A 19,769-nucleotide genomic window follows, 5' to 3' on the forward strand; every position below is an offset into this window, starting at 1 on the left:
CGCAGCTAGACTCGGCGGCGTTCCCGTTCGGCGGCCACCTCGGCGAGGACAACCTCGCAGGCCAGGTTCTGGCTGTAGCCGCGGCGCGCCAGCATCCCCACCAGCCGGCGGGTCAGCCGCGCGTCGTCGCCGCTCAGCGTGTCGCGTCGCAGCTTGACCCGGACCAGCTCTTCGGCCCGGTCCCGCTCGGCATCGGCGTCGATCCCGGCCAGCGCCGTGCTGATGACTTCTTTGTCGACACCCTTGGTGCGCAGCTCGGCGGCCAAGGCGCGCCTGCTCTTTCCGGCCCTGGCGTGCCGGGACTGCACCCACTGCTGGGCGAAATCCGCGTCGTCGATCAGCCCTACGGCCGCCAGCCGGTCGAGCACCTGGGCGCTGACGTCGTCGGGGTAGCCGCGTTTGGCGAGCTGACCGGACAACTCGGCCCGGGTGCGCGACCTCGCGGTGAGCAGGCGCAGGCACAACGCCCGCGCCTGCTCTTCGCGGGAGGGCTCAGAAGTCGACGGGAGCGGGGAGGACATCGCCAGAGGGATCATCGGCGGTCACGACCGCGCCGATGCCGAGCTTTTCCTTGATCTTCTTCTCGATCTCATTGGCGATATCGCCGTTCTCCACCAAGAAGTTGCGGACGTTTTCCTTGCCCTGGCCGAGCTGTTCGCCCTCGTAGGTGAACCAGGAACCGGACTTGCGGATGAAGCCCTGGTCCACCCCCATGTCGATCAGCGAGCCCTCCCTGCTGATACCCCGGCCGTAGAGGATGTCGAACTCGGCCTGCTTGAACGGCGGCGCCACCTTGTTCTTGACGACCTTGACCCGGGTGCGGTTACCGACCGCATCGGTGCCGTCCTTGAGCGTCTCGATCCGGCGCACATCCAAGCGCACCGACGCGTAGAACTTCAAAGCCTTTCCACCCGTGGTGGTTTCGGGGCTGCCGAACATCACGCCGATCTTCTCGCGGAGCTGATTGATGAAGATCGCCGTGGTTCCCGAATTGCTCAGCGCGCCAGTCATTTTCCGCAGCGCCTGGCTCATCAGCCGGGCCTGCAGCCCGACGTGGCTGTCCCCCATCTCGCCTTCGAGCTCCGCGCGCGGCACCAGCGCCGCGACCGAGTCGATGACCAGGATGTCCAGGGCGCCGGAGCGGATCAGCATGTCGGCGATCTCCAGGGCCTGCTCACCGGTGTCCGGTTGGCTGACCAGCAGGGAATCGGTGTCGACGCCGAGCTTTTTGGCGTAGTCCGGGTCCAGCGCGTGCTCGGCGTCGATGAACGCCGCGACGCCGCCGGCGGCCTGGGCATTGGCCACCGCGTGCAGGGCGACGGTGGTTTTACCCGAGGACTCCGGGCCATAGATCTCCACGACCCGGCCGCGCGGCAGGCCGCCGATGCCCAGGGCCACGTCCAATGCGATGGACCCGGTCGGGATGATCGAGATCGGCTGGCGCGTCTCGTCGCCGAGACGCATCACCGAACCTTTGCCGTAGCTCTTCTCGATCTGGGCCATTGCCAGCTCGAGGGCCTTTTCGCGGTCGGGCGCTTGCGGCATGATGTCTCTCCTGTAGTCGTTGTTCTGCTGACCGGTTTCGGTCGGTTGGCCGTGACACTAGAGAGAGCCACCGACAAGTCATCGTCGAACAATCCCCACAGTAGACGAACACCTGTTCGATTCGCATTCGACACGCCGTACGGTCGGCGTGTGGCAATATCGGCTATCGGAAGGGCGTCGACGGGCCTGCAACCTGAGGAAACCGGTGCGAATCCGGTGCGGTCCCGCCACTGTGATCGGTCACATTCTGACCCGAGAGCCAGATACTCACCGTCGGCGCCTCCTCACTAGACGCTGGGGCGGATCTCCCCAGAGAGGGTGGTCGCGCCAGCATGGATATCTCCGCCGAGCTAGCCGAAATATCTTCCTACAAAGGGTTTTTCGCGTTGACCGTGGGCGGCGGCGGGACCGGATGGCATCCCGTTCACGACGATTACGTCGGCGGTTTCACCGACCTGATCGACACCACCGCCCGGCGCTATCACACGACGGACTTGCGGATCGGCGCCTCGCTGGTGCACCTCGGCCACGCCACCCGGCTGTGGTCGCCGGTGCTGGCCTGCGCCCTGGCCCACGGCGTCGTCCCGGAGCTCAAAGACCTCGAGCGCGCCGACGACGGCGCGCAGCTGCGCGTCCCCGAGCCCATCGGCGAGCCCGTCGCGCAGCTCTCCGCGGAGCTGCTGTACCGGATCGTGGTGCAGCAACACCTGCAGCCGTTCGCCGACGGGCTGCGGGTCAAGCTGGCGCCCAACCTGCTGGCGGGCAACATCGCCTCGGCACTGGTCGGCGCGTCGCGGGCGCTGCTGGTGGCGCGGCCCGACCTGCGCGCCCGCATCGTCGAGATCACCGAATCGCTGCTGAACACCGGCGTGCTGGCCGGATCCGGCTCGCTCACCGGCTCACACCTGGGCTTCCGGCGCGACAGCTGCTGCCTGTTCTATCGCGTCCCCGGGCGGTCCGTCTGCGGCGACTGCGTGTTTCGCCAGGCGCCGCGGGCAGGCCGGCGCTGAGGCGGCCAGCGGCGGCTCACCATTGCTCGCGGGGCACGTCGAAGTCGACGCACAGCGCGCGCCAGACGTCGCGCGGCTCGACGCCGGCCTCGATGGCCTGCGCCGCGGTCCGGCCGCCGAAGCCGCTCAGCACGTGATCGACCAGCACCGATGCGCCGTAGGCAGCGCCGAACCGCAAAACCACCCGATCGTTGAACTCCATCAGCCGCACGCCAGCCAAGATACCCACGCGGCTAGCGCGTCAAAGCCAGAGCTTCGTGGCAGACCCGCACCGGGTCGGCGACGTCGGCGGCGCCGTCGGCCGCCGCCAGTGCGGCCTGCCTGCAGCCGGGCGTCGACAGCACCTCGCTGACCGCGGCCACCAACGCCTCGGCCGTGAGGGGACGGATCAACCTCCCGCTGCCCTGGCGCGCCACCCGATTAGCGATCTCCCATTGGTCCCCGCCGCCGGGGACGACGACCACCGGCACCCCGGCCAGCAGCGCCTTGGCCACCATGCCGTGGCCGCCGCCGCAGATCGCCAGGTCGGCGTGCGCCAACAGGTCGGATTGGCGTCCCAGCCCGACCACCGCCCACGGCGGCACGCTCAGCTGCGCCCCGCCGAGGCGCGACACCACCAGCCGCGAACCCGCCGGCAGCGTCTCCCCCGGAATCAGGCACCCCAGCGCGACCTCGGCGAGGTCCTCGGTCCCGATCAGCGCGGTCGACGGCGCGACCACGACGACCGGCCCGGACCCGGCGGGGATGTCCAGCACCCGATCGGTCGGCTCGAAATGCAGCGGGCCCACCACGACGGCCTCGGCCGGCCAGTCCGGCCGCAGCACCTCCAGGGCGGGCAGGGTGGCGATCAGCCGCCGCAGCGGCCCGGGATCGCGGGCCGGCAGCCCGATCGCCACGCGGGCCTCGGATCGCTGACGCGCACCGGCCCGCAGGGAACGCGCGGTCATCGCCCGCATCGCGACGTCGCGCAGCCGCCCGCCGATGCCGGTGCCCGGCGCCAGGCCGCTGCCGATCGGCGGCAGCCCCTTGGACGGCAGGTACAGCGGAGACGGGGTGAGTTCCACCCACGGGATCCCCAGCAGCTCGGCCGCCATGCCGCCGCCGGCGGTGATGACGTCGGAGACCACCAAGTCGGGCGCGAGCTCGCGCAGCGCGGGCACGTTGAGCTCGGCCATCCGCGCGGCGCGGCGGTGGATCCTGGCCCCGGCGTCGACGTCTTCGTCGGTGGCGGCCAGCCCGTCCAGCTCCACGGCATGGACGCCGGCATTCCGCGCGGTCTCAAGCCATTCCACGCCCGTGAACAGGGTGGGCGCGTCGCCCGCGGCGCTAAAGCGTTGGCACAGCGCGATCGCGGGGAACGAATGGCCGGGATCCGGCCCGGCTATCACCGCGACGCGCATCCGCATACCCTGCCACAGCGCCAACCGGCCGGACTCGCCTACGCTGGCGAACATGACCGAGCTGACTGGGACAACCGTCGCGAACACTCGCACGGTCGAGAATTTTCTGTACGCCTTGCAGGACGCGGACTACGACGCCGCCGACGCCACCCTGGACGACAACCTCGTGTACGAGAACGTCGGGTTGCCGACGATTCGCGGCCGGGCCCGCGCGATGAAGCTCTTCCGACGCATGGACGGAGGCCGCGTGGCGTTCGAGGTGAAGATTCACCGCATCGCCACCGACGGCAACGCGGTGCTGACCGAGCGCACCGATGCGATCGTGATCGGCCCGGTGCGGCTTCAGTTCTGGGTCTGCGGCGTGTTCGAGGTCCACAACGGGCGAATCACGCTGTGGCGGGACTACTTTGACTTCTACGACATGCTCAAGGCCACCGCCCGCGGCCTGGTGGCGCTGGCGGTGCCGTCGCTGAAACCGTCGTTCTGACGCGGCGGCTGGGCCCGCGCGCGACTCACTGACCGCGCGGCAGTCCGCCGAGTTCGTCGAACGCCTGCGCCCAACCGATCAGCCGATCGGTGGTCTCCACCAGTTCGGCCCGGTAGCGCTGGTGTGCCGCCACTAACCCGGCGTCGCCGTTGCCGTTCGCCGACGACACCAATTGCGCTGCGGCGGTGACCATTTCGTTGTACTGGCGGACACCGGCGCTCAACTGCGCGGTGAACGCGTTGATGGTGGGCACCAGATACGCCCGCGAGGATTCCGACGTATGCGCCGCGCGCTCCATCGACACCACCTCGGCGGCGGTGGCCGCCATGGCCGACGAGGTCTTGTTCGCCGCGGTGGTCAGGCCGGCGACTTCGTCGGCGGGCAGCATGGCGCCGCGCTCGATGACGCCCAGCAGGGAGAAGAAACCGCGTTCGGAGGCGCCCAGCGCGTACATCGCCGGTCGCGCGGCCGAACCCGGTGGCGGCAGCCGGCGGACGGTGCTTGGCCGCTGCGTGGGCAGCGGCTCGGAGCGCAGCCAGCGATAGCGAAACAACAGCAGCGTCGCCGGAATCGACAGCACCACCGCGATCGCACCGGTGATCTGCAGCAGCAAGGTGAACCAACCCCAGGCCGCCAGCAGCGCGGTCACCGCCGCCCAGAACACGCACCCGGCGGCCGACAGCAGGCCCCAGCGCAGCGCGCGGCGGCGACGGCGCAGCTGCCGCGCCCGCGGATCCACGGCGGCGCTGATCCGCCGGGCGACCACGTCGGAGACGTCGGCGGCCGTTTCCAGCCCCCGCTGCAGCAGCGCACGCAGTAGCCCGCGCTGACTCACGTTCACCGCCATGCCGCCCCGACCGCCGGGTTACTGACCAATCGGCTTCTCGGCGACGGGCCCACCGGTCTCGGTGGGCGTCGGTGTCGCGGGAGCTCCGGGGGCGGCCGCCGCCCCGCCCGCCGGCAGGGCCTCGCCCCGCATCGACGCGCGGATCTGCTCGAGCCGCGAATGACCGGCCATCTCCACGCTGGCGTGCTGCACCTCGAGCATGCGGCCCTGCACCGAACCCTGCGCGAGTTCGGCGGAGCCGATCGCGTTGGCGTAGCGCCGCTCGATTTTGTCGCGCACCTCGTCGAGGCTCGGGGTGTTGCCCGGGGCGGCGATCTCACTCATCGACCGCAGCGAGGCGCTGACCTGCTCCTGCATCTTGGCCTGCTCGAGCTGGCTGAGCAGCTTGGTGCGCTCGGCGATCTTCTGCTGCAGCACCATCGAGTTCTGTTCGACGGCCTTCTTCGCCTGGCCCGCCGCGGCCAGAGCCTGATCGTGCAGGGTCTTGAGGTCTTCCACGCTCTGCTCGGCGGTCACCAGCTGGGCCGCGAACGCCTCGGCGGCGTTGTTGTACTCGGTGGCCTTGGCTGCGTCGCCGGCGGCGGTGGCCTGGTCGGCCAGCGTCAGGGCCTGGCGCACGTTGACCTGAAGCTTCTCGATGTCGGCCAGCTGCCGGTTGAGCCGCATCTCCAGCTGGCGCTGGTTGCCGATCACCTGCGCGGCCTGCTGGGTCAGCGCCTGGTGGGTGCGCTGAGCTTCCTCGATGGCCTGCTGGATCTGAATCTTCGGGTCGGCGTGCTCGTCAATCTTCGCGTTGAACAGCGCCATGACGTATTTCCACGCTTTGACGAACGGATTGGCCATGACGTGACTCCACCTTCGTTTCTGGACGACCCGGGGCCCGGCTAGGCCCCGGTGCTCATCTTGTCGCTCAATTTATCGGGTCGGTGCCGATCGCCCCACCCCTGAGGCCGGATCCGGCCGGCCCGTGTCGCCTCGGCTCAGGCCACCGCCAGCGACGCCACCGGTGGGATGACGACCTTGATGCTCGCATCGATGCTGGCAGCGCTGACCTCGCTCGGGACCGCGGCGTGAGCAGCGCGTTCCTCGGCCGCCATCTGCTGGCCGGCGTCGATGAGGACGGCCGACAGCGCCACGTCGAGCGCATCGCAGATCGCGTTGAGCAACTCGCTGGAGGGCTCCTTGCGGCCGCGCTCGACTTCCGAGAGGTAACCCAGGCTCACCCGCGCCGCGTCCGACACCTCGCGCAGCGTCCGGCCCTGCGACGTCCGGGCCCGGCGCAGCACATCGCCGATGACCTCACGCACCAATGGCGACATCCTGGTCTCCTTCAATCAGGCCATGCTTTCGGCGCCGAATCGGCGCCGCCACTAGGTGAACGCCGGCGGCGACCGTCTGGGTTCCCGTGGGGCCACGACAAAATCGCCCACGCCCGCCGATCAGCTCGGCGACTGGCGGACTTCCCGGATCGTGGAGACCACGTAGTCCAGCCCGGTGACCACCGTCAGCACGATCGCGGCGGCCATCACCACCGACGCGGCGATCAGAAACGGTCCGGATATCGGCAACACGAACAACCCGATCGCCACCGCCTGGACGAACGTCTTGAGTTTCCCGCCCCAGCTGGCCGGGATGACGCCGCGCCGAATGACGGCCAGCCGCAACAGCGTCACCCCGATCTCGCGGATCAGGATCAACACCGTCACCCACCACGGCAGGTCGCCGAGCATCGACAGGCCCACCAGCGCCGATCCGATCAGCATCTTGTCCGCGATCGGGTCGGCGAACGCGCCGAATTCGGTCGCCATCCCGTAGTTGCGGGCCAGCAGGCCGTCCAGCCGATCGGTGATGCACGCGACCGCGAAGATGACGAATGCCGTTATCCGGGCCGGGGTTTCGTGACCACCCCCGGCGAACAGCGCCAGCAGGAAAATCGGGACCAGGACCAGCCGCAATAAAGTCAGGATGTTTGCAAGGTTGGCGATGCGAGCACGCCCTGCCACAGGACCCGTCGGCGGCTGCCCCAACACGGCAACAGAATAACGGTTGACCAGCACTGCCGTCGCCGATGTCAATACTGTTATCCGTGACCGAAAGTGCACGGGAGAAGCGACCGGTGGTTGTCCGGCGCGCGCGAACGTCCGATGTCCCCGCGATCAAGCACCTCGTCGACACCTACGCGGGCAAGATTCTGCTGGAAAAGAACCTGGTGACGCTGTACGAGGCCGTCCAGGAGTTCTGGGTGGCCGAGCACCCCGAGAACCCGGACCAGCTCGTCGGCTGCGGGGCGTTGCACGTGTTCTGGTCGGACCTCGGCGAAATCCGCACGGTCGCGGTCGACCCGGTGGTGACCGGCCACGGCATCGGCCACGCGATCGTCAAGCGCCTGCTCGAGGTCGCCCGCGAGCTGCAGTTGGAACGGATCTTCGTGCTGACCTTCGAAACCGAGTTCTTCGGCAAGCACGGGTTCACCGAGATCGAGGGCACGCCGGTGACCGCCGAGGTGTTCGAGGAGATGTGCCGCTCCTACGACATCGGCGTCGCCGAATTCCTGGACCTGAGCTACGTCAAGCCGAACATCCTGGGCAACACCCGGATGCTGCTGCTGCTCTAGCGGCTATTCGACGCCCTCGTCGTCGTCGTCGGATCCGTCGGCGTTGGCCCCGCCGCGGATCAGCGCCAGCGTCCCTGCCAGTTCATCGGGCTTGACCAGCACCTCGCGCGCCTTGGAACCCTCCGACGGGCCGACGATGCCGCGGGTCTCCATCAGGTCCATCAGGCGGCCCGCCTTGGCGAAGCCGACGCGCAGCTTGCGCTGCAGCATCGAGGTCGAGCCGAACTGGCTGGACACCACCAGCTCGACGGCCTGCAGGAACACGTCCATGTCGTCGCCGATGTCGGGGTCGACGTCGGTGCGCTCGGTGGTGGGCTTGGCCGCGGTGACGCCCTCGGTGTATTCGGGTTCGGCCTGGTCCTTGCAGGCGGTGACGACGGCGTGGATCTCCTCGTCGGTGATGTAGGCGCCCTGCAGCCGCACCGGCTTGTTCGTGCCCATCGGCAGGAACAGGCCGTCACCCATCCCGATGAGCTTCTCGGCGCCCGCCTGGTCCAGGATCACCCGGCTGTCGATCAGCGACGACGTGGCGAACGCCAGCCGCGACGGCACGTTCGTCTTGATCAGCCCGGTGACGACGTCCACCGACGGCCGCTGGGTGGCCAGCACCAGGTGGATGCCGGCGGCGCGCGCCTTCTGGGTGATCCGCACGATGGCGTCCTCGACGTCGCGCGGGGCGGTCATCATCAGGTCGGCCAGCTCGTCGACGATCGCGAGCACGTAGGGATACGGCCGGTAGACACGCTGGCTGCCCAGCGGTGCGGTGATCTCGCCGGATCGGACCTTGGCGTTGAAGTCGTCGATGTGACGCACCCGGGAGGCCTGCATGTCCTGGTAGCGCTGCTCCATCTCCTCGACCAGCCAGGCCAGCGCGGCCGCCGCCTTCTTCGGCTGCGTGATGATCGGCGTGATGAGATGCGGAATGCCTTCGTACGGCGTCAGTTCCACCATCTTCGGGTCGATCAGGATCAGCCTGACCTCTTCGGGGGTGGCCCGCGTCAGCAGCGAAATCAGCATCGAGTTGACGAAGCTGGACTTACCGGATCCGGTGGAGCCGGCGACCAGCAGGTGCGGCATCTTGGCGAGGTTGGCCGAGATGAAGTCGCCCTCGATGTCCTTGCCGAGCCCGATCACCAGCGGGTGGTGATCGCGACGGGTCGACGGGTCGGTGAGGACGTCGGCCAGCCGCACCATCTCGCGGTCGGTGTTGGGCACCTCGATGCCGACGGCCGACTTGCCGGGAATCGGGGCCAGCATGCGCACGCTCTCGGTGGCCACCGCGTAGGCGATGTTCTTCTGCAGGGCGGTAATCTTCTCCACCTTGACGCCGGGCCCCAGCTCGACCTCGTAGCGGGTGACTGTGGGTCCCCGGGTGCAGCCGGTGACGGCGGCGTCGACCTTGAACTGGGTCAGCACCTCGGTGATGGCGTCGGCCATGACGTTGTTGGCGGCGCTGCGCTTCTTGGGCGGGTCGCCCATGACCAGCAGATCCAGCGACGGCAGGTGGTAGGGCCCCTCGACCACCCGGTCGACCACCGGGGCGTCCTGCTTCTTGGCCGCGCGACGACGGCTGCGCGCGGTGGGCTCCGGGATGGTGGGTGCCTCGTCGAACGGGTCGTCGGGCGACGCGGGCACCTCGTCGACCGGCGGCCACGCCGGCGGCGCTTTGCCGGCGGGCTTGTCGGCGACCTCTTCGGTGGGCGGATCGTCGTCGAACTCGTCGGCGTAGTCGTAGGCGTCCTCGTCGTCGTAGACCTCGTCGACGAACCGGGTGTTGAACAAGGCCCGCATCGTCTCGGGCAGCTCGCGGATCGTGGTGCCGGTCAGCAGCAGCAGGCCGAACATGAAGCCGATGAACAACAGCGGCGCGGCGATCCAGGCGGTCAGCCCGTCCGACAGCGGACCACCGATGGCAAAGCCGATGAATCCCGCTGCGCGACGGCGCAATTCGGGGTCTTCCGGCGAACCGGACCACAGGTGGCGCAGGCCCAGGGCGGAGAGGCCGATCATGGTGGCGCCCAGGATCAGCCGGGGCCGCGCCTCCGGGTTGGGCTCGGTCCGCATCAGCAGCACCGCGATGGCCGCGAGCACCAGGGGAAGCGCCAACACGCCCGCGCCGACGAACGTCCGCAGCACCGTGTCGACCCACGCCCCGATCGGCCGAGCCGCGTTGAACCAGGAACTCGCGGCGATCACCACCGCGAACGCGAGCAACACCAGCGCGATGCCATCCCGGCGGTGGCCGGGGTCGATGTCCCGGGCCCGCCCGATCGAGCGCGCCGCGCCCCCGGTGCCGCGGGCCGCCATCAGCCAGGTGGCGCGCAGGGCGCGCCCACACGTCACCCCGGTGGCGACCAGCAGCGACTGGTTGCGCCGCTTGGCGGGCTTGCTGGCCCGCTTGCGCGGGGGTGCCGGCCTGGTGTTTCGCGGCTTGCTGGACCGCGAAGTGGCCTTTGACCTGCTCGTTCGGTTTCCGGAGCGGGCAGCGGTCTTACTGGGCATGAGGGCAAGGGTAGTCGCAAATACATCATCTGCACCACCCGCCACACTGGTAACCGCCGGACGTGCCGGACTCTTCTTTCCGGCGCCGCAGTAGGGTGGCTGGTGTGATTCGAAGGGTGATGAGAGTCACTCCGCCAACTACCCCTTGAGCTGCCAGGAGGCACCAGCATGCCCGTTGTCGTCGTCGCCACCTTGACCGTCAAACCCGAATCGGTCGACACGGTCCGCGACATCCTCAAAACCGCGGCCGAGGAAGTGCACACCGAGCCCGGCTGCCAGCTGTACGCCGTGCACGAATCGGGCGAGACCTTCATCTTCGTCGAGCAGTGGGCCGACGAGGAGGCGCTGAAGGCGCACAGCACCGCCCCCGCGGTGGGCAAGATGTTCACCGCGGCCGGCGAGCACCTGGCCGGGGCCCCGGACATCAAGATGCTGCAGCCGGTTCCCGCGGGCGACCCGGACAAGGGCCAACTGCGCCGGTGAGCAAGCAGGGCCCGGACGGGCCGCTGAAAGGGAAGGTCGCCCTCATCACCGGCGCGGCGCGCGGTCAGGGCCGCGCGCACGCCGTCCGGTTGGCGACCGACGGGGCGCACATCATCGCCGTCGACCTGTGCGACCAGATCGCCAGCGTGCCCTACGCCCTGGCCACACCGGAGGACCTCGCGGCGACCGTCAAGCTCGTCGAGGACACCGGCGCGCGCATCGTGGCCAAACAGGCCGACGTCCGCGACCGGGACTCGCTGTCGGCCGCCGTGCGGGCGGGCATCGACGAGTTGGGCCGCCTCGACATCGTGGTCGCCAACGCCGGTATCGCGCCGATGCAATCCGGGGACGACGGCTGGCGTGACGTCGTCGACGTCAACCTCACCGGCGTCTACCACACCATCAAGGTCGCGATCCCGACCATGGTCGCCCAGGGCAGCGGCGGGTCGATCGTACTGATCAGCTCGAGCGCCGGGCTGGCCGGCGTCGGTAGCGCCGACGCCGGCTCGGTAGGCTACGCGGCGGCCAAGCACGGTGTGGTCGGGCTGATGCGGGTCTACGCGAATCTGCTTGCCAAGGACATGATTCGGGTCAACTCGATTCATCCGTCCGGGGTAGAGACGCCGATGATCAACAACGAGTTCACCCGCGAGTGGCTGGCCAAGATGGCCGCCGCGACCAGCAGCCCCGGCAGCATGGGCAACGCCATGCCGGTGGAGACGCTGGACGCCGAGGACATCGCCAACGCGGTCGCGTGGCTGGTGTCCGACCAGGCGCGCTACATCACCGGCGTAACCCTTCCGGTCGACGCCGGATACCTGAACAAGTAGGCACATGGCACGAAACCCCGCCGCTCTGACCGCTTTTGGACCGATGGTGCTGGCCGCCGTCGAGCAGAACGAGCCGCCGGGGCGCCGGCTGGTCGACGACGACCTCGCCAACCTGTTCCTGCCCGCGCCGCTGCGGTGGCTGGTCGCCGCGACCCGGGTAGCGCCGGTTCGGCGCCTGATGATCCGCGGATCGGAATGGACCGGCCCCGGCCTGTGGGCGAATCTGGCCTGCCGCAAGCGGTTTATCGCCGACAAGATCGGCGAGACACTCGGCGACATCAACGCCGTCGTCATCCTGGGCGCCGGCCTGGACACCCGCGGCTACGCGCTGAATCGACGCGCGCACATCCCGGTGTTCGAGGTCGACCTGCCGGTGAACATCGCCAGGAAGGCGAAGACCGTCCGGCGGGTGCTCGGCGGCCCGCCGCTGTCGGTTCGGTTGGTGGCATTGGACTTTGAGCGCGACGACCTGTTGACGGCGCTGGCCGAGCACGGCTACCGCACCGACTACCGGGGCTTCTTCATCTGCGAGGGCGTCACCCAATACCTGACCGAGGCCGGGGTGCGACGCACCCTGGAAGGCCTGCGGGCGGCCGCGCCGGGCAGCCGGCTGGTGTTCACCTATGTCCGCCAGGACTTCATCGAAGGTAGGGATCTCTACGGCACCCGGACGTTGTATCGCAGCGTGCGTGAGCGAAAGCAACTGTGGCACTTCGGCTTAGAGCCCGAGGAGGTCGCCGGCTTCATCGCCGACTATGGCTGGCGGCTGATCGAGCAGGCCGGGCCCGACGAGCTGGTGCGGCGTTACGTCGAGCCCGCCGGTCGCAAGCTGCCGGCCTCGCAGCTGGAGTGGTCTGCCTACGCCGAAAAGGTCTAGACCTCGATGACGGTCGGCACGATCATGGGCTGGCGGCGATAGACTTCGCCCACCCACTTGCCGACGGTGCGGCGCACGCCCTGCGCGATGCGGATCGGGTCGGTCACGTTGTTGGCGACCAGCGATTCCATCTCTTCGGAGACCTTGCGCACGGCGGGCTCGAGCGCTTTGGGGTCCTCGGAGAAGCCGCGCGAATGCAGGTGCGGCGTCGCCACCGGCCGCCCGGTCCCGCGCGCTACCACCACGGTCACCGCGATGAAGCCCTCGGACAGAATGAGCCGCTCCCCCAACGTGATATCGCCGACGTCGCCGGTGATCAGGCCGTCGACGAACATCTTGCCCACCGGGACCGCGCCGGCGATCGACGCCTTGCCGGCAACCAGGTCGACGCTGACCCCGCTCTCGGCCAGCAGGATCGACTCCTCGGGAATGCCGGTGCCCGCGGCCAGCTTCGCGTTGGCGCGCAGCATGCGCCACGTCCCGTGGACCGGCATGACCTGGCGCGGCCGCACCCCGTTGTACAGGAATAGCAACTCCCCCGCATACGCGTGACCCGAAACATGCACCCGCGCTTGGGCGTTGGTGACGACGCGGGCGCCGATCTTGGACAGCTCGTCGATGACGCCGTAGACCGCTTCTTCGTTGCCGGGGATCAGCGACGACGACAACACCACGAGATCGCCTGCGGTCAGGGTGATGCTGCGATGCTCGCCGCGCGACATCCGCGACAGCGCCGCCATCGGCTCGCCCTGCGTGCCGGTGGTGACCAGCACCACGCGGTCGGGCGGCATCTCCTCGGCCGCCGAGATGTCGATGACGTCGGAGTCGTTGACGCTCAGGAAGCCCAGCTCCCGGGCAATGCCCATGTTGCGCACCATGGAACGTCCGACGAACGACACCCGGCGGCCCAATGCCACTGCGGCGTCGACGATCTGCTGCACCCGGTCCACGTTGGAGGCGAAGCATGCCACGATGACGCGACCCTCGGCGCCGCGGATCAGCCGGTGCAGCGTCGGGCCCACTTCGCTTTCCGACGGGCTGACGCCGGGGTGCTCGGCGTTGGTGGAGTCGCACAGGAACAGGTCGACGCCGGCGTCGCCGAGCCGCGACATGCCGGGCAGGTCGGTGGGCCGGCCGTCGAGCGGCAGCTGGTCGAGCTTGATGTCGCCGGTGTGCAGCACCGTTCCCGCGCCGGTGTACACCGCGATGGCCAGCGCGTCGGGGATGGAGTGGTTGACGGCGAAGTATTCGCATTCGAACACCCCATGCCGGCTGCTCTGTCCCTCTTTGACTTCCATGAACACCGGCTTGATGCGGTGTTCGCGGCATTTGGCGGCGACCATCGCCAGGGTGAACTTGGATCCGACGACGGGAATGTCGGGGCGCAGCTTGAGCAGGAACGGGATCGCGCCGATGTGGTCTTCGTGCGCGTGGGTCAACACCAGCGCCTCGATGTCGTCGAGCCGGTCTTCGATGTGGCGCAGGTCGGGCAGGATCAGGTCGACGCCGGGCTCGTCGTGGGTGGGAAACATCACCCCGCAGTCGATGATCAGCAGCCGGCCGAGGTGCTCGAAAACGGTCATGTTGCGGCCGATTTCGTTGATACCGCCCAGGGCGGTGACTCGCAACCCACCTGCGGCCAGGGGACCTGGTGGACTGAGTTCTTCGTTCACCGGTGGCTCACCCTTTGACTATCTGAGTACCGAGGCGGCCCGCATGTCGGCGGCCAACGCCTCGATCTGGTCCGGGGCCGCCGGCATCTGGGGCAGCCGGGGGTCCCCGACGTCGATGCCCTGCAGGCGCAGCCCCGCCTTGGACATGGTCACGCCGCCGAGGCGACCCATTGCGTTGCACAGCGGAGCCAGCGACACGTTGATCTTGCGGGCGGTCGCGATGTCCCCGGAGTTGAAGGCGGCCAACAACTCTCGCAGCTGGCCTGCGGCCACGTGCGAGATCACGCTGATGAAGCCGATGCCGCCCATCGCCAGCCAGGGCAGATTCAGCGCGTCGTCGCCGGAGTAGTAGACCAAGCCGGTTTCGGCGATGATCTGGCCGCCGCTGTGCAGGTCGGCCTTGGCGTCCTTGATGCCGACGATGTTCGGGTGCGACGCCAGCGCGCGGATGGTGTCGGGCTCGATCGGCACCACCGACCGCGGCGGAATGTCATAGAGCAGCACGGGCAGGTCGGTCGCGTCGGCGACGGCGGTGAAATGCGCGAGCAGCCCGCTCTGCGGGGGCCGCGAGTAGTACGGCGTGACCACCAGCAGGCCGTGCGCGCCCTCGGCGGCGCTGGCCTTGGCGAGCTTGATGCTGTGTGCGGTGTCGTAGGTGCCCGCGCCGGCGATGACCCGCGCGCGGTCGCCCACCGCTTCGAGCACGACCCGCAGCAGTTCGAGCTTTTCGTCGTCGGTGGTCGTCGGGGACTCGCCGGTGGTGCCGGAGAGCACCAGGCCGTCACAGCCGGCATCCACCAGGTGCTGCGCCAATTGGGCCGCCGCGACGGTGTCCAGCGAACCATCGGCGGCAAATGGGGTCACCATCGCGGTCAGCAGGGTTCCCAGGCGCGCGGGGGCGTCGAATCCGACCGAACTCACGGTGTTCAGGCTACCTGGCGGCAGCAAGCTTTTTCCCACCCGCTACCCCCGGTCAACGGGCTTCGAGTGGGCAATGACGGCTCCGCGTGTGCCGCTCAGGCCTCGGTGGCCAGCGGGCTGGTCGCGACCTCGGTGCCGTCGGCCAGGGTGGCGATCTCGAAATCGGCGAACACCGCGGGCGCGACGGCGACCAGTTGGCGCAGGCATTTGATGGCCAGGCGCCGGATTTCCACGTCGGCGTGCTCGCTGGCCCGCATCGCGATGAAGTGCCGCCACGCCCGGTAGTTCCCGGTCACGACGATGCGGGTTTCGGTGGCATTCGGCAGCACGGCGCGGGCGGCCTGCCGTGCCTGCTTGCGGCGCAGCACCGCATTCGGCTGATCTGCGAATTTGGCCTCGAGTTTGGCCAGCAGCTCGGTGTAGGTGGCCCGGCTGGCGTCGGCGGCGGCGGCCAGGATCTCCTGCAGCTCGGGGTCGTCGTCCATCCCGGGCGGGACGACGACGCGGGAGGCGCCCTCCGGAACGTAGCGCTGTGAGAGTTGCGAGTAGGAGAAGTGGCGGTGCCGGATCAGCTCGTGCGTGCACGAGCGCGAGATGCCGCTGATGTAGAACGACACGCTCGCGTGTTCGAGCACCGAAAAGTGCCCGACGTCGATGATGTGCTTGATGTAGCCGTCGTTGGTGGCGGTGCGGGGGTTGGGCTTGGACCAGCTCTGATAGCAGGCCCGGCCGGCGAACTCGACCAGCGCCGGGCCGCCGTCGGCGTCGGTGTCCCACGGCACGTCCGGGGGCGCCAAGAACTCGGTCTTGGCGATCAGTTGCACGCGCAGCGGCGCGGTCTCGGCCACGGCGCTCACCCTATCGGGTCGCCCACCCGGATCTTGCCCGCCGTCAACAGCGCCAGCACGTCGTCACGCACCCGGGCCAGCGTCGCGGATTCGCCGCGCCGCGCGTGGCACAGCGCGCCGAGATCCGCGGTCGTTCGGGCGTTGTCGTCCGACAGCCGGCGCACGTCACGCACCGCAACCTCCATCAGCTCGTCCTGCCGGATGCGCTGGCGGCTCTGCGACGTTCCGGCGACCTTCTGTTGCAGCGCTTGCGAGACCCCGCGCTGGCGCAGCGCAGACCACAGCGCCGAAGTGCCGACGCCCAGGGGCCGCAGCACGACGAACTCCGCACTCGCCACGGCCATCTCGGCGGGCAGGCCTGCGACGTCCCAGATCCGCGGGGTCCGCGGATTGAGTTTCGAGACCAGTACGCATGGCGCCGACAGGTGAACCTTGGCGCTGCGGATCGACGCAGAGTCGACGCGCTGCGGCCAGGCTCCGTCGTCGAACGCCGCGAAGCTGAAATGGGCTACCCCGTCGTCGAATTCGCCGGGCCGCAGGGCCACGCCCGCTCGGCTGGCCACCTCGCCCAGCGGCACGTCGCCGTCCAGCGGCTCGACCATGGCGACCATCAGCGCCTCGGCCGCGTCGATGACGCGCCGGTTGGCGGCGATCTTGTCGTCGAAAGCGCCTAGCAGGCCGCCGATTTGGCGCCGCTGGTCCGCGGCGGCGACCCGGGCGACGACGTCGCGCAGGACGCGCTGATTGAGCAGGGGCTGCCCCGAGCCGGACCGGTGCTCGTTCAGCCGGCACGACCGCAGGGCGTAGTACCAGTACCGCGTCTCATCGGGGTCCTTGGCCCGGCACACGAATGCGTTGTCGGTGACCCACACGTCGGAATCGCAGTAACGCACGGTGCCGCAATAGGATCCGACGCGGCCGATCACGATCAGCGGGCCGCTCGCATTGGCGCGGGCCGCAAAGCCGATCGGGCCATTGGCCCCGTACACCGGAACATGCCCCGATCCCCGCTCCGGCGGCCCGCTGCCGTTGCCGAAGTCCAGGTGATCGCCCAGCCGGACCCTCACCGCAGCCGCTCCACCTGCTCGCGCACCACCGCGTCCAGCCGGGCGGATTCGTCGAGCGCGGCCAGCAGGTTCTTGGTCAGCCGCGCGACCTTCGCATCGGGCGGCTCCGCATCGTCCGCGGGTTCGGCCGCGTCGACATACCGCCCGGGCGTCAGCGAGTAGCCGGCCGCCCGGATGTCGTCGAGCGGCACCGATTTGCAGAACCCCGGAATATCTTGGTAATCAATGCCTTTCGCGACGGCAGAAGGCGAACCGCACCACGCATGGTAGGTGACACCGATCCGCGCGATCTCCTCGTCGGTCAGGGCGCGCTCGGCCCGGTCGACCAGGTGGCCCAGCTCGCGAGCGTCGACGAACAGCACCCGGCCGACGCGTTCGGGGGGCTTGACGGTGGCAAAAAACCACAGGCACACCGGGATTGCGGTACTGCGGAACAGCTGGGCGGGCAGCGCCAGCATGCACGACACCAGGTCGCCGTCGACGATGCGCTCGCGAATCTCGCGCTCCCCGCCCGTGTTCGACGACATCGAGCCGTTGGCCATCACCACACCGGCCTGCCCGCCGGGCGCCAGCTTGGACAGGATGTGCTGGATCCACGCGTAGTTGGCGTTGCCCGCGGGCGGAACGCCGAACCGCCAGCGCGGGTCAGCCTCGTCGCGCGCCCAGTCCTTGATGTTGAACGGCGGATTGGCCAGCACGTAGTCCATCTGCACACCGGGATGCGCGTCGTCGACGAACGTGTCGCCCCGGTGCAGGCCGGCGTTGCCGATCCCGTGGATGGCCAGGTTCATCTTGGCCATCCGCCACGTCTGCTCGACGCTCTCCTGGCCGTAGATCGTGACGGCGCTGGGGTCGCCGTCGTGTTCGGCGATGAAATGCTCTGTCTGCACGAACATCCCGCCCGAGCCGCAGCACGGGTCGTACACCCGCCCCCGGGACGGTTCGAGGACCTCGACGAGCACCCGGACCACGCTGGGCGGCGTGAAGAACTCGCCGCCGCGCCGCCCCTCCGAGCGGGCGAAATTGCCGAGAAAGTACTCGTACACCTCCCCCATCAGGTCTCGCGCCCGGCGCTCGCCGCCGAACCGCACGTCGTCGAGCAGCAGGATCAGCTCCCCGAGCCGGCGCGGGTCGAGGTCGTCGTAGAAGTGCGGCAGCAGCCCGGCCAGCGCGGGCCGGGCCGCCATCACGTCGCCCATCGCCTCGTTGACGAGCCGGCCGATGTGCGCGGTGGAAGCCTTGTCCACCAACGCTTTCCATTGCTCCTCGGCGACGTATTTGAGGAATACCAGCCCGAGCACGACGTCTTTGTACTGGCCCGCCGACAGCGAGCCGCGCAGCTTGTTGGCCGCCTTCCACAGGGTGGCCTTGAGTTCCTTGTCTGTCGAGGCGGCCATCAGCCGACCCGTTTGGCGGCCGCGCGCAGCGGCCCGGCCAGGTCACCGCGGCCGGACACCGAAAAGCCGCCCAGCCCAAGCCAGGACGCCATCGACGCCAGCTCGCCGGCCAGCGCCGCGGCCGTGGGCGCGAGCGGCGATTCCGACTCCGCGAAGGCCCCCACCACGCGGAGCGTGTCGGCGGTCCGGTCGGCCTTGAGGTCGACGCGCGCGACCAGCCGGCCGTCCATCAGCAGCGGCCACACGTAGTAGCCGTACTGGCGCTTGGGCGCCGGCGTGTAGATCTCGATGCGGTAATGGAAGTCGAACAGCCGCTCCACCCGGGGCCGGAAGAAGATCAGCGGGTCGAACGGGCACAGCAGCGCGGTGCCGCCGTCGCGGCGCGGCACGGTCTGGCCGGCCCGCAGGTACGCCGGCGCGGACCAGCCGTCGACGCTGACCGGCTCGATTTCACCGGCGGCCACCAGCGCGGCGACGGCGGGCTTGGCCTGCTGGGCCGACAGTCGGAAGTAGTCGCGGATGTCGGCCTCGGTGGCCACCCCCAACGCGGTGGCGGCACGCAGCGTGAGCTCCCGGATCGCCTCGTCGTCGTCGATCTCGCGGGCCAGCACGCCGGCCGGCAGCACCCGCTCGGCCAGGTCGTAGTGGCGGGCGAAGCCCACCCGGGTGGCGGTGGTCAGCGCCCCCGAGGCGAACAGCGCCTCGGCGACCCACTTGGTGTCGCTGCGGGTCCACCAGGTTCCCTTTTTCCGGCGCGGCTCGGCGGCCAGGTGCGCCTCGATCTGGCCGGCGGTGCTGGGCCCGAGTTCGGTGACCGCGCCCACGATGTCGTCGGCGAGGCGCGGATTGGCCTTCACGATGTGCTTGCCCCACCGGCCGTGCCGGTACTCGCGCATCCGCCAGCGCATCAGCGGCCAGTCGTCGACGGCCATCAGCGCGGCCTCGTGCGCCCAGTATTCGGCGAGCAGGCGCGCCGAGCGCGGGCCCCACGCCGCGCGGTCCAGCACATCGCGGTCGTAGGGACCCAGCCTGCTGAACACCGGCGCATAGTGCGCGCGCACCGCGACCGACACCGAATCTAGTTGCAGCACTTGGATTCTTGCGATCAGCCGCCTCAGATGCGCGCGCGTGATCGCACCACCCGGTTTCGACTCGCTGAATCCTTGAGCCGCAACGGCTATCCGCCGGGCCTGCGCGGCGGTCAGCCTGCGGTTGCCGGTCGACACGGCGCCGAGAATACCGGCTGGCTACGACAGCACCGCGCGACG

Annotated in this window: 21 protein-coding genes and 1 riboswitch; of the genes, 6 read left to right on the forward strand and 15 right to left on the reverse strand. The window is 69.3% G+C overall.

Annotated elements, in window-relative coordinates:
• Window positions 1–5: 5 nt before the first annotated feature.
• Entirely contained in the window at window positions 6–521 is a 516-nt protein-coding gene (gene recX / locus MRAB57_RS26395; protein ID WP_077089962.1) for a recombination regulator RecX, read from the reverse strand.
• A complete protein-coding gene (gene recA, locus MRAB57_RS26400) occupies window positions 493–1,545 on the reverse strand; it encodes a recombinase RecA (RefSeq protein WP_077089963.1) in 1,053 nt (350 codons plus the stop codon). Before recA ends, recX begins: the two co-directional genes overlap by 29 nt.
• A 164-nt stretch (window positions 1,546–1,709) precedes the next feature.
• Window positions 1,710–1,834, forward strand: a riboswitch (cobalamin riboswitch).
• Window positions 1,835–1,877: 43 nt separating this feature from the next.
• On the opposite strand from recA, the gene MRAB57_RS26405 reads away from it, so the two are divergent.
• A complete protein-coding gene (locus MRAB57_RS26405) occupies window positions 1,878–2,555 on the forward strand; it encodes a (2Fe-2S)-binding protein (protein ID WP_077089964.1) in 678 nt (225 codons plus the stop codon).
• A 16-nt stretch (window positions 2,556–2,571) separates the two neighbouring features.
• Here MRAB57_RS26405 and MRAB57_RS26410 read toward each other — a convergent pair whose 3' ends face one another.
• Window positions 2,572–2,766, reverse strand: coding sequence for a DUF3046 domain-containing protein (locus MRAB57_RS26410; RefSeq protein WP_077089965.1), 195 nt, complete (start codon window positions 2,764–2,766; stop codon window positions 2,572–2,574).
• A 22-nt stretch (window positions 2,767–2,788) separates the two neighbouring features.
• On the reverse strand, window positions 2,789–3,955 hold the full coding sequence (locus MRAB57_RS26415) for a glycosyltransferase (protein ID WP_077090887.1): 1,167 nt from the start codon (window positions 3,953–3,955) through the stop codon (window positions 2,789–2,791).
• A 52-nt stretch (window positions 3,956–4,007) separates the two neighbouring features.
• Here MRAB57_RS26415 and MRAB57_RS26420 point away from each other — a divergent pair, with 52 nt between their 5' ends.
• Window positions 4,008–4,442 carry a limonene-1,2-epoxide hydrolase family protein gene (locus MRAB57_RS26420; protein ID WP_077089966.1) on the forward strand — a complete coding sequence of 145 codons (435 nt, stop codon included), beginning with the start codon at window positions 4,008–4,010 and terminating at the stop codon, window positions 4,440–4,442.
• Between the two features lie 25 nt (window positions 4,443–4,467).
• On the opposite strand, the gene pspM is transcribed toward MRAB57_RS26420, so the two are convergent.
• From pspM to pgsA, 4 genes are all read right to left on the reverse strand, one after another.
• Window positions 4,468–5,289 (reverse strand): phage shock envelope stress response protein PspM, encoded by an 822-nt coding sequence (pspM, locus tag MRAB57_RS26425; RefSeq protein ID WP_077089967.1) that lies wholly within the window; start codon window positions 5,287–5,289, stop codon window positions 4,468–4,470.
• Between the two features lie 18 nt (window positions 5,290–5,307).
• A complete protein-coding gene (pspA, locus tag MRAB57_RS26430; protein WP_077089968.1) occupies window positions 5,308–6,132 on the reverse strand; it encodes a phage shock protein PspA in 825 nt (274 codons plus the stop codon).
• A 137-nt stretch (window positions 6,133–6,269) separates the two neighbouring features.
• Window positions 6,270–6,608 (reverse strand): transcriptional regulator ClgR, encoded by a 339-nt coding sequence (gene clgR, locus MRAB57_RS26435; RefSeq protein WP_077089969.1) that lies wholly within the window; start codon window positions 6,606–6,608, stop codon window positions 6,270–6,272.
• Between the two features lie 120 nt (window positions 6,609–6,728).
• Window positions 6,729–7,319, reverse strand: coding sequence for a CDP-diacylglycerol--glycerol-3-phosphate 3-phosphatidyltransferase (gene pgsA, locus MRAB57_RS26440; RefSeq protein ID WP_083743657.1), 591 nt, complete (start codon window positions 7,317–7,319; stop codon window positions 6,729–6,731).
• Window positions 7,320–7,375: 56 nt separating this feature from the next.
• On the opposite strand from pgsA, the gene MRAB57_RS26445 reads away from it, so the two are divergent.
• Window positions 7,376–7,903, forward strand: a complete 528-nt coding sequence (locus tag MRAB57_RS26445) for an amino-acid N-acetyltransferase (RefSeq protein ID WP_173813972.1) — start codon at window positions 7,376–7,378, stop codon at window positions 7,901–7,903.
• Window positions 7,904–7,906: 3 nt separating this feature from the next.
• Here the strand turns inward: MRAB57_RS26445 and MRAB57_RS26450 are convergent, their stop codons facing one another.
• Window positions 7,907–10,405: an FtsK/SpoIIIE family DNA translocase gene (locus MRAB57_RS26450; protein WP_083743537.1), complete on the reverse strand. Its 2,499-nt coding sequence runs from the start codon at window positions 10,403–10,405 to the stop codon at window positions 7,907–7,909.
• Window positions 10,406–10,573: 168 nt separating this feature from the next.
• Here MRAB57_RS26450 and MRAB57_RS26455 point away from each other — a divergent pair, with 168 nt between their 5' ends.
• The 3 genes from MRAB57_RS26455 to MRAB57_RS26465 are packed head-to-tail and all read left to right on the forward strand — an operon-like array spanning window position 10,574 to window position 12,595.
• Complete coding sequence (locus MRAB57_RS26455) at window positions 10,574–10,888, forward strand: putative quinol monooxygenase (protein WP_077089972.1); 315 nt, start codon at window positions 10,574–10,576, stop codon at window positions 10,886–10,888.
• Complete coding sequence (locus MRAB57_RS26460; RefSeq protein ID WP_077089973.1) at window positions 10,885–11,718, forward strand: mycofactocin-coupled SDR family oxidoreductase; 834 nt, start codon at window positions 10,885–10,887, stop codon at window positions 11,716–11,718. Before MRAB57_RS26455 ends, MRAB57_RS26460 begins: the two co-directional genes overlap by 4 nt.
• A 4-nt stretch (window positions 11,719–11,722) precedes the next feature.
• Entirely contained in the window at window positions 11,723–12,595 is an 873-nt protein-coding gene (locus tag MRAB57_RS26465) for an SAM-dependent methyltransferase (RefSeq protein WP_077089974.1), read from the forward strand.
• Here the strand turns inward: MRAB57_RS26465 and MRAB57_RS26470 are convergent.
• The 6 genes from MRAB57_RS26470 to MRAB57_RS26495 all read right to left on the reverse strand — a co-directional run bounded on the left by MRAB57_RS26470 (window position 12,592) and on the right by MRAB57_RS26495 (window position 19,727).
• Window positions 12,592–14,268 carry a ribonuclease J gene (locus tag MRAB57_RS26470; protein WP_077089975.1) on the reverse strand — a complete coding sequence of 559 codons (1,677 nt, stop codon included), beginning with the start codon at window positions 14,266–14,268 and terminating at the stop codon, window positions 12,592–12,594. The two genes, MRAB57_RS26465 and MRAB57_RS26470, sit on opposite strands and share 4 nt — an antisense overlap.
• Window positions 14,269–14,286: 18 nt before the next feature.
• Window positions 14,287–15,189 (reverse strand): 4-hydroxy-tetrahydrodipicolinate synthase, encoded by a 903-nt coding sequence (gene dapA / locus MRAB57_RS26475; RefSeq protein ID WP_077090889.1) that lies wholly within the window; start codon window positions 15,187–15,189, stop codon window positions 14,287–14,289.
• A 95-nt stretch (window positions 15,190–15,284) separates the two neighbouring features.
• Window positions 15,285–16,037 carry an FAD-dependent thymidylate synthase gene (gene thyX / locus MRAB57_RS26480; protein ID WP_077090890.1) on the reverse strand — a complete coding sequence of 251 codons (753 nt, stop codon included), beginning with the start codon at window positions 16,035–16,037 and terminating at the stop codon, window positions 15,285–15,287.
• Between the two features lie 5 nt (window positions 16,038–16,042).
• Window positions 16,043–17,104 (reverse strand): restriction endonuclease subunit S, encoded by a 1,062-nt coding sequence (locus MRAB57_RS26485; RefSeq protein WP_077089976.1) that lies wholly within the window; start codon window positions 17,102–17,104, stop codon window positions 16,043–16,045.
• Window positions 17,101–18,501, reverse strand: a complete 1,401-nt coding sequence (locus tag MRAB57_RS26490; RefSeq protein ID WP_077089977.1) for a type I restriction-modification system subunit M — start codon at window positions 18,499–18,501, stop codon at window positions 17,101–17,103. Before MRAB57_RS26490 ends, MRAB57_RS26485 begins: the two co-directional genes overlap by 4 nt.
• Complete coding sequence (locus MRAB57_RS26495) at window positions 18,501–19,727, reverse strand: winged helix-turn-helix domain-containing protein (RefSeq protein WP_077089978.1); 1,227 nt, start codon at window positions 19,725–19,727, stop codon at window positions 18,501–18,503. The genes MRAB57_RS26490 and MRAB57_RS26495 overlap by 1 nt, the downstream gene beginning before the upstream one ends.
• Window positions 19,728–19,769 lie beyond the last annotated feature (42 nt).

It is taken from the genome of Mycobacterium rhizamassiliense, from assembly GCF_900157375.1.
GTDB classification, from domain to species: domain Bacteria; phylum Actinomycetota; class Actinomycetes; order Mycobacteriales; family Mycobacteriaceae; genus Mycobacterium; species Mycobacterium rhizamassiliense.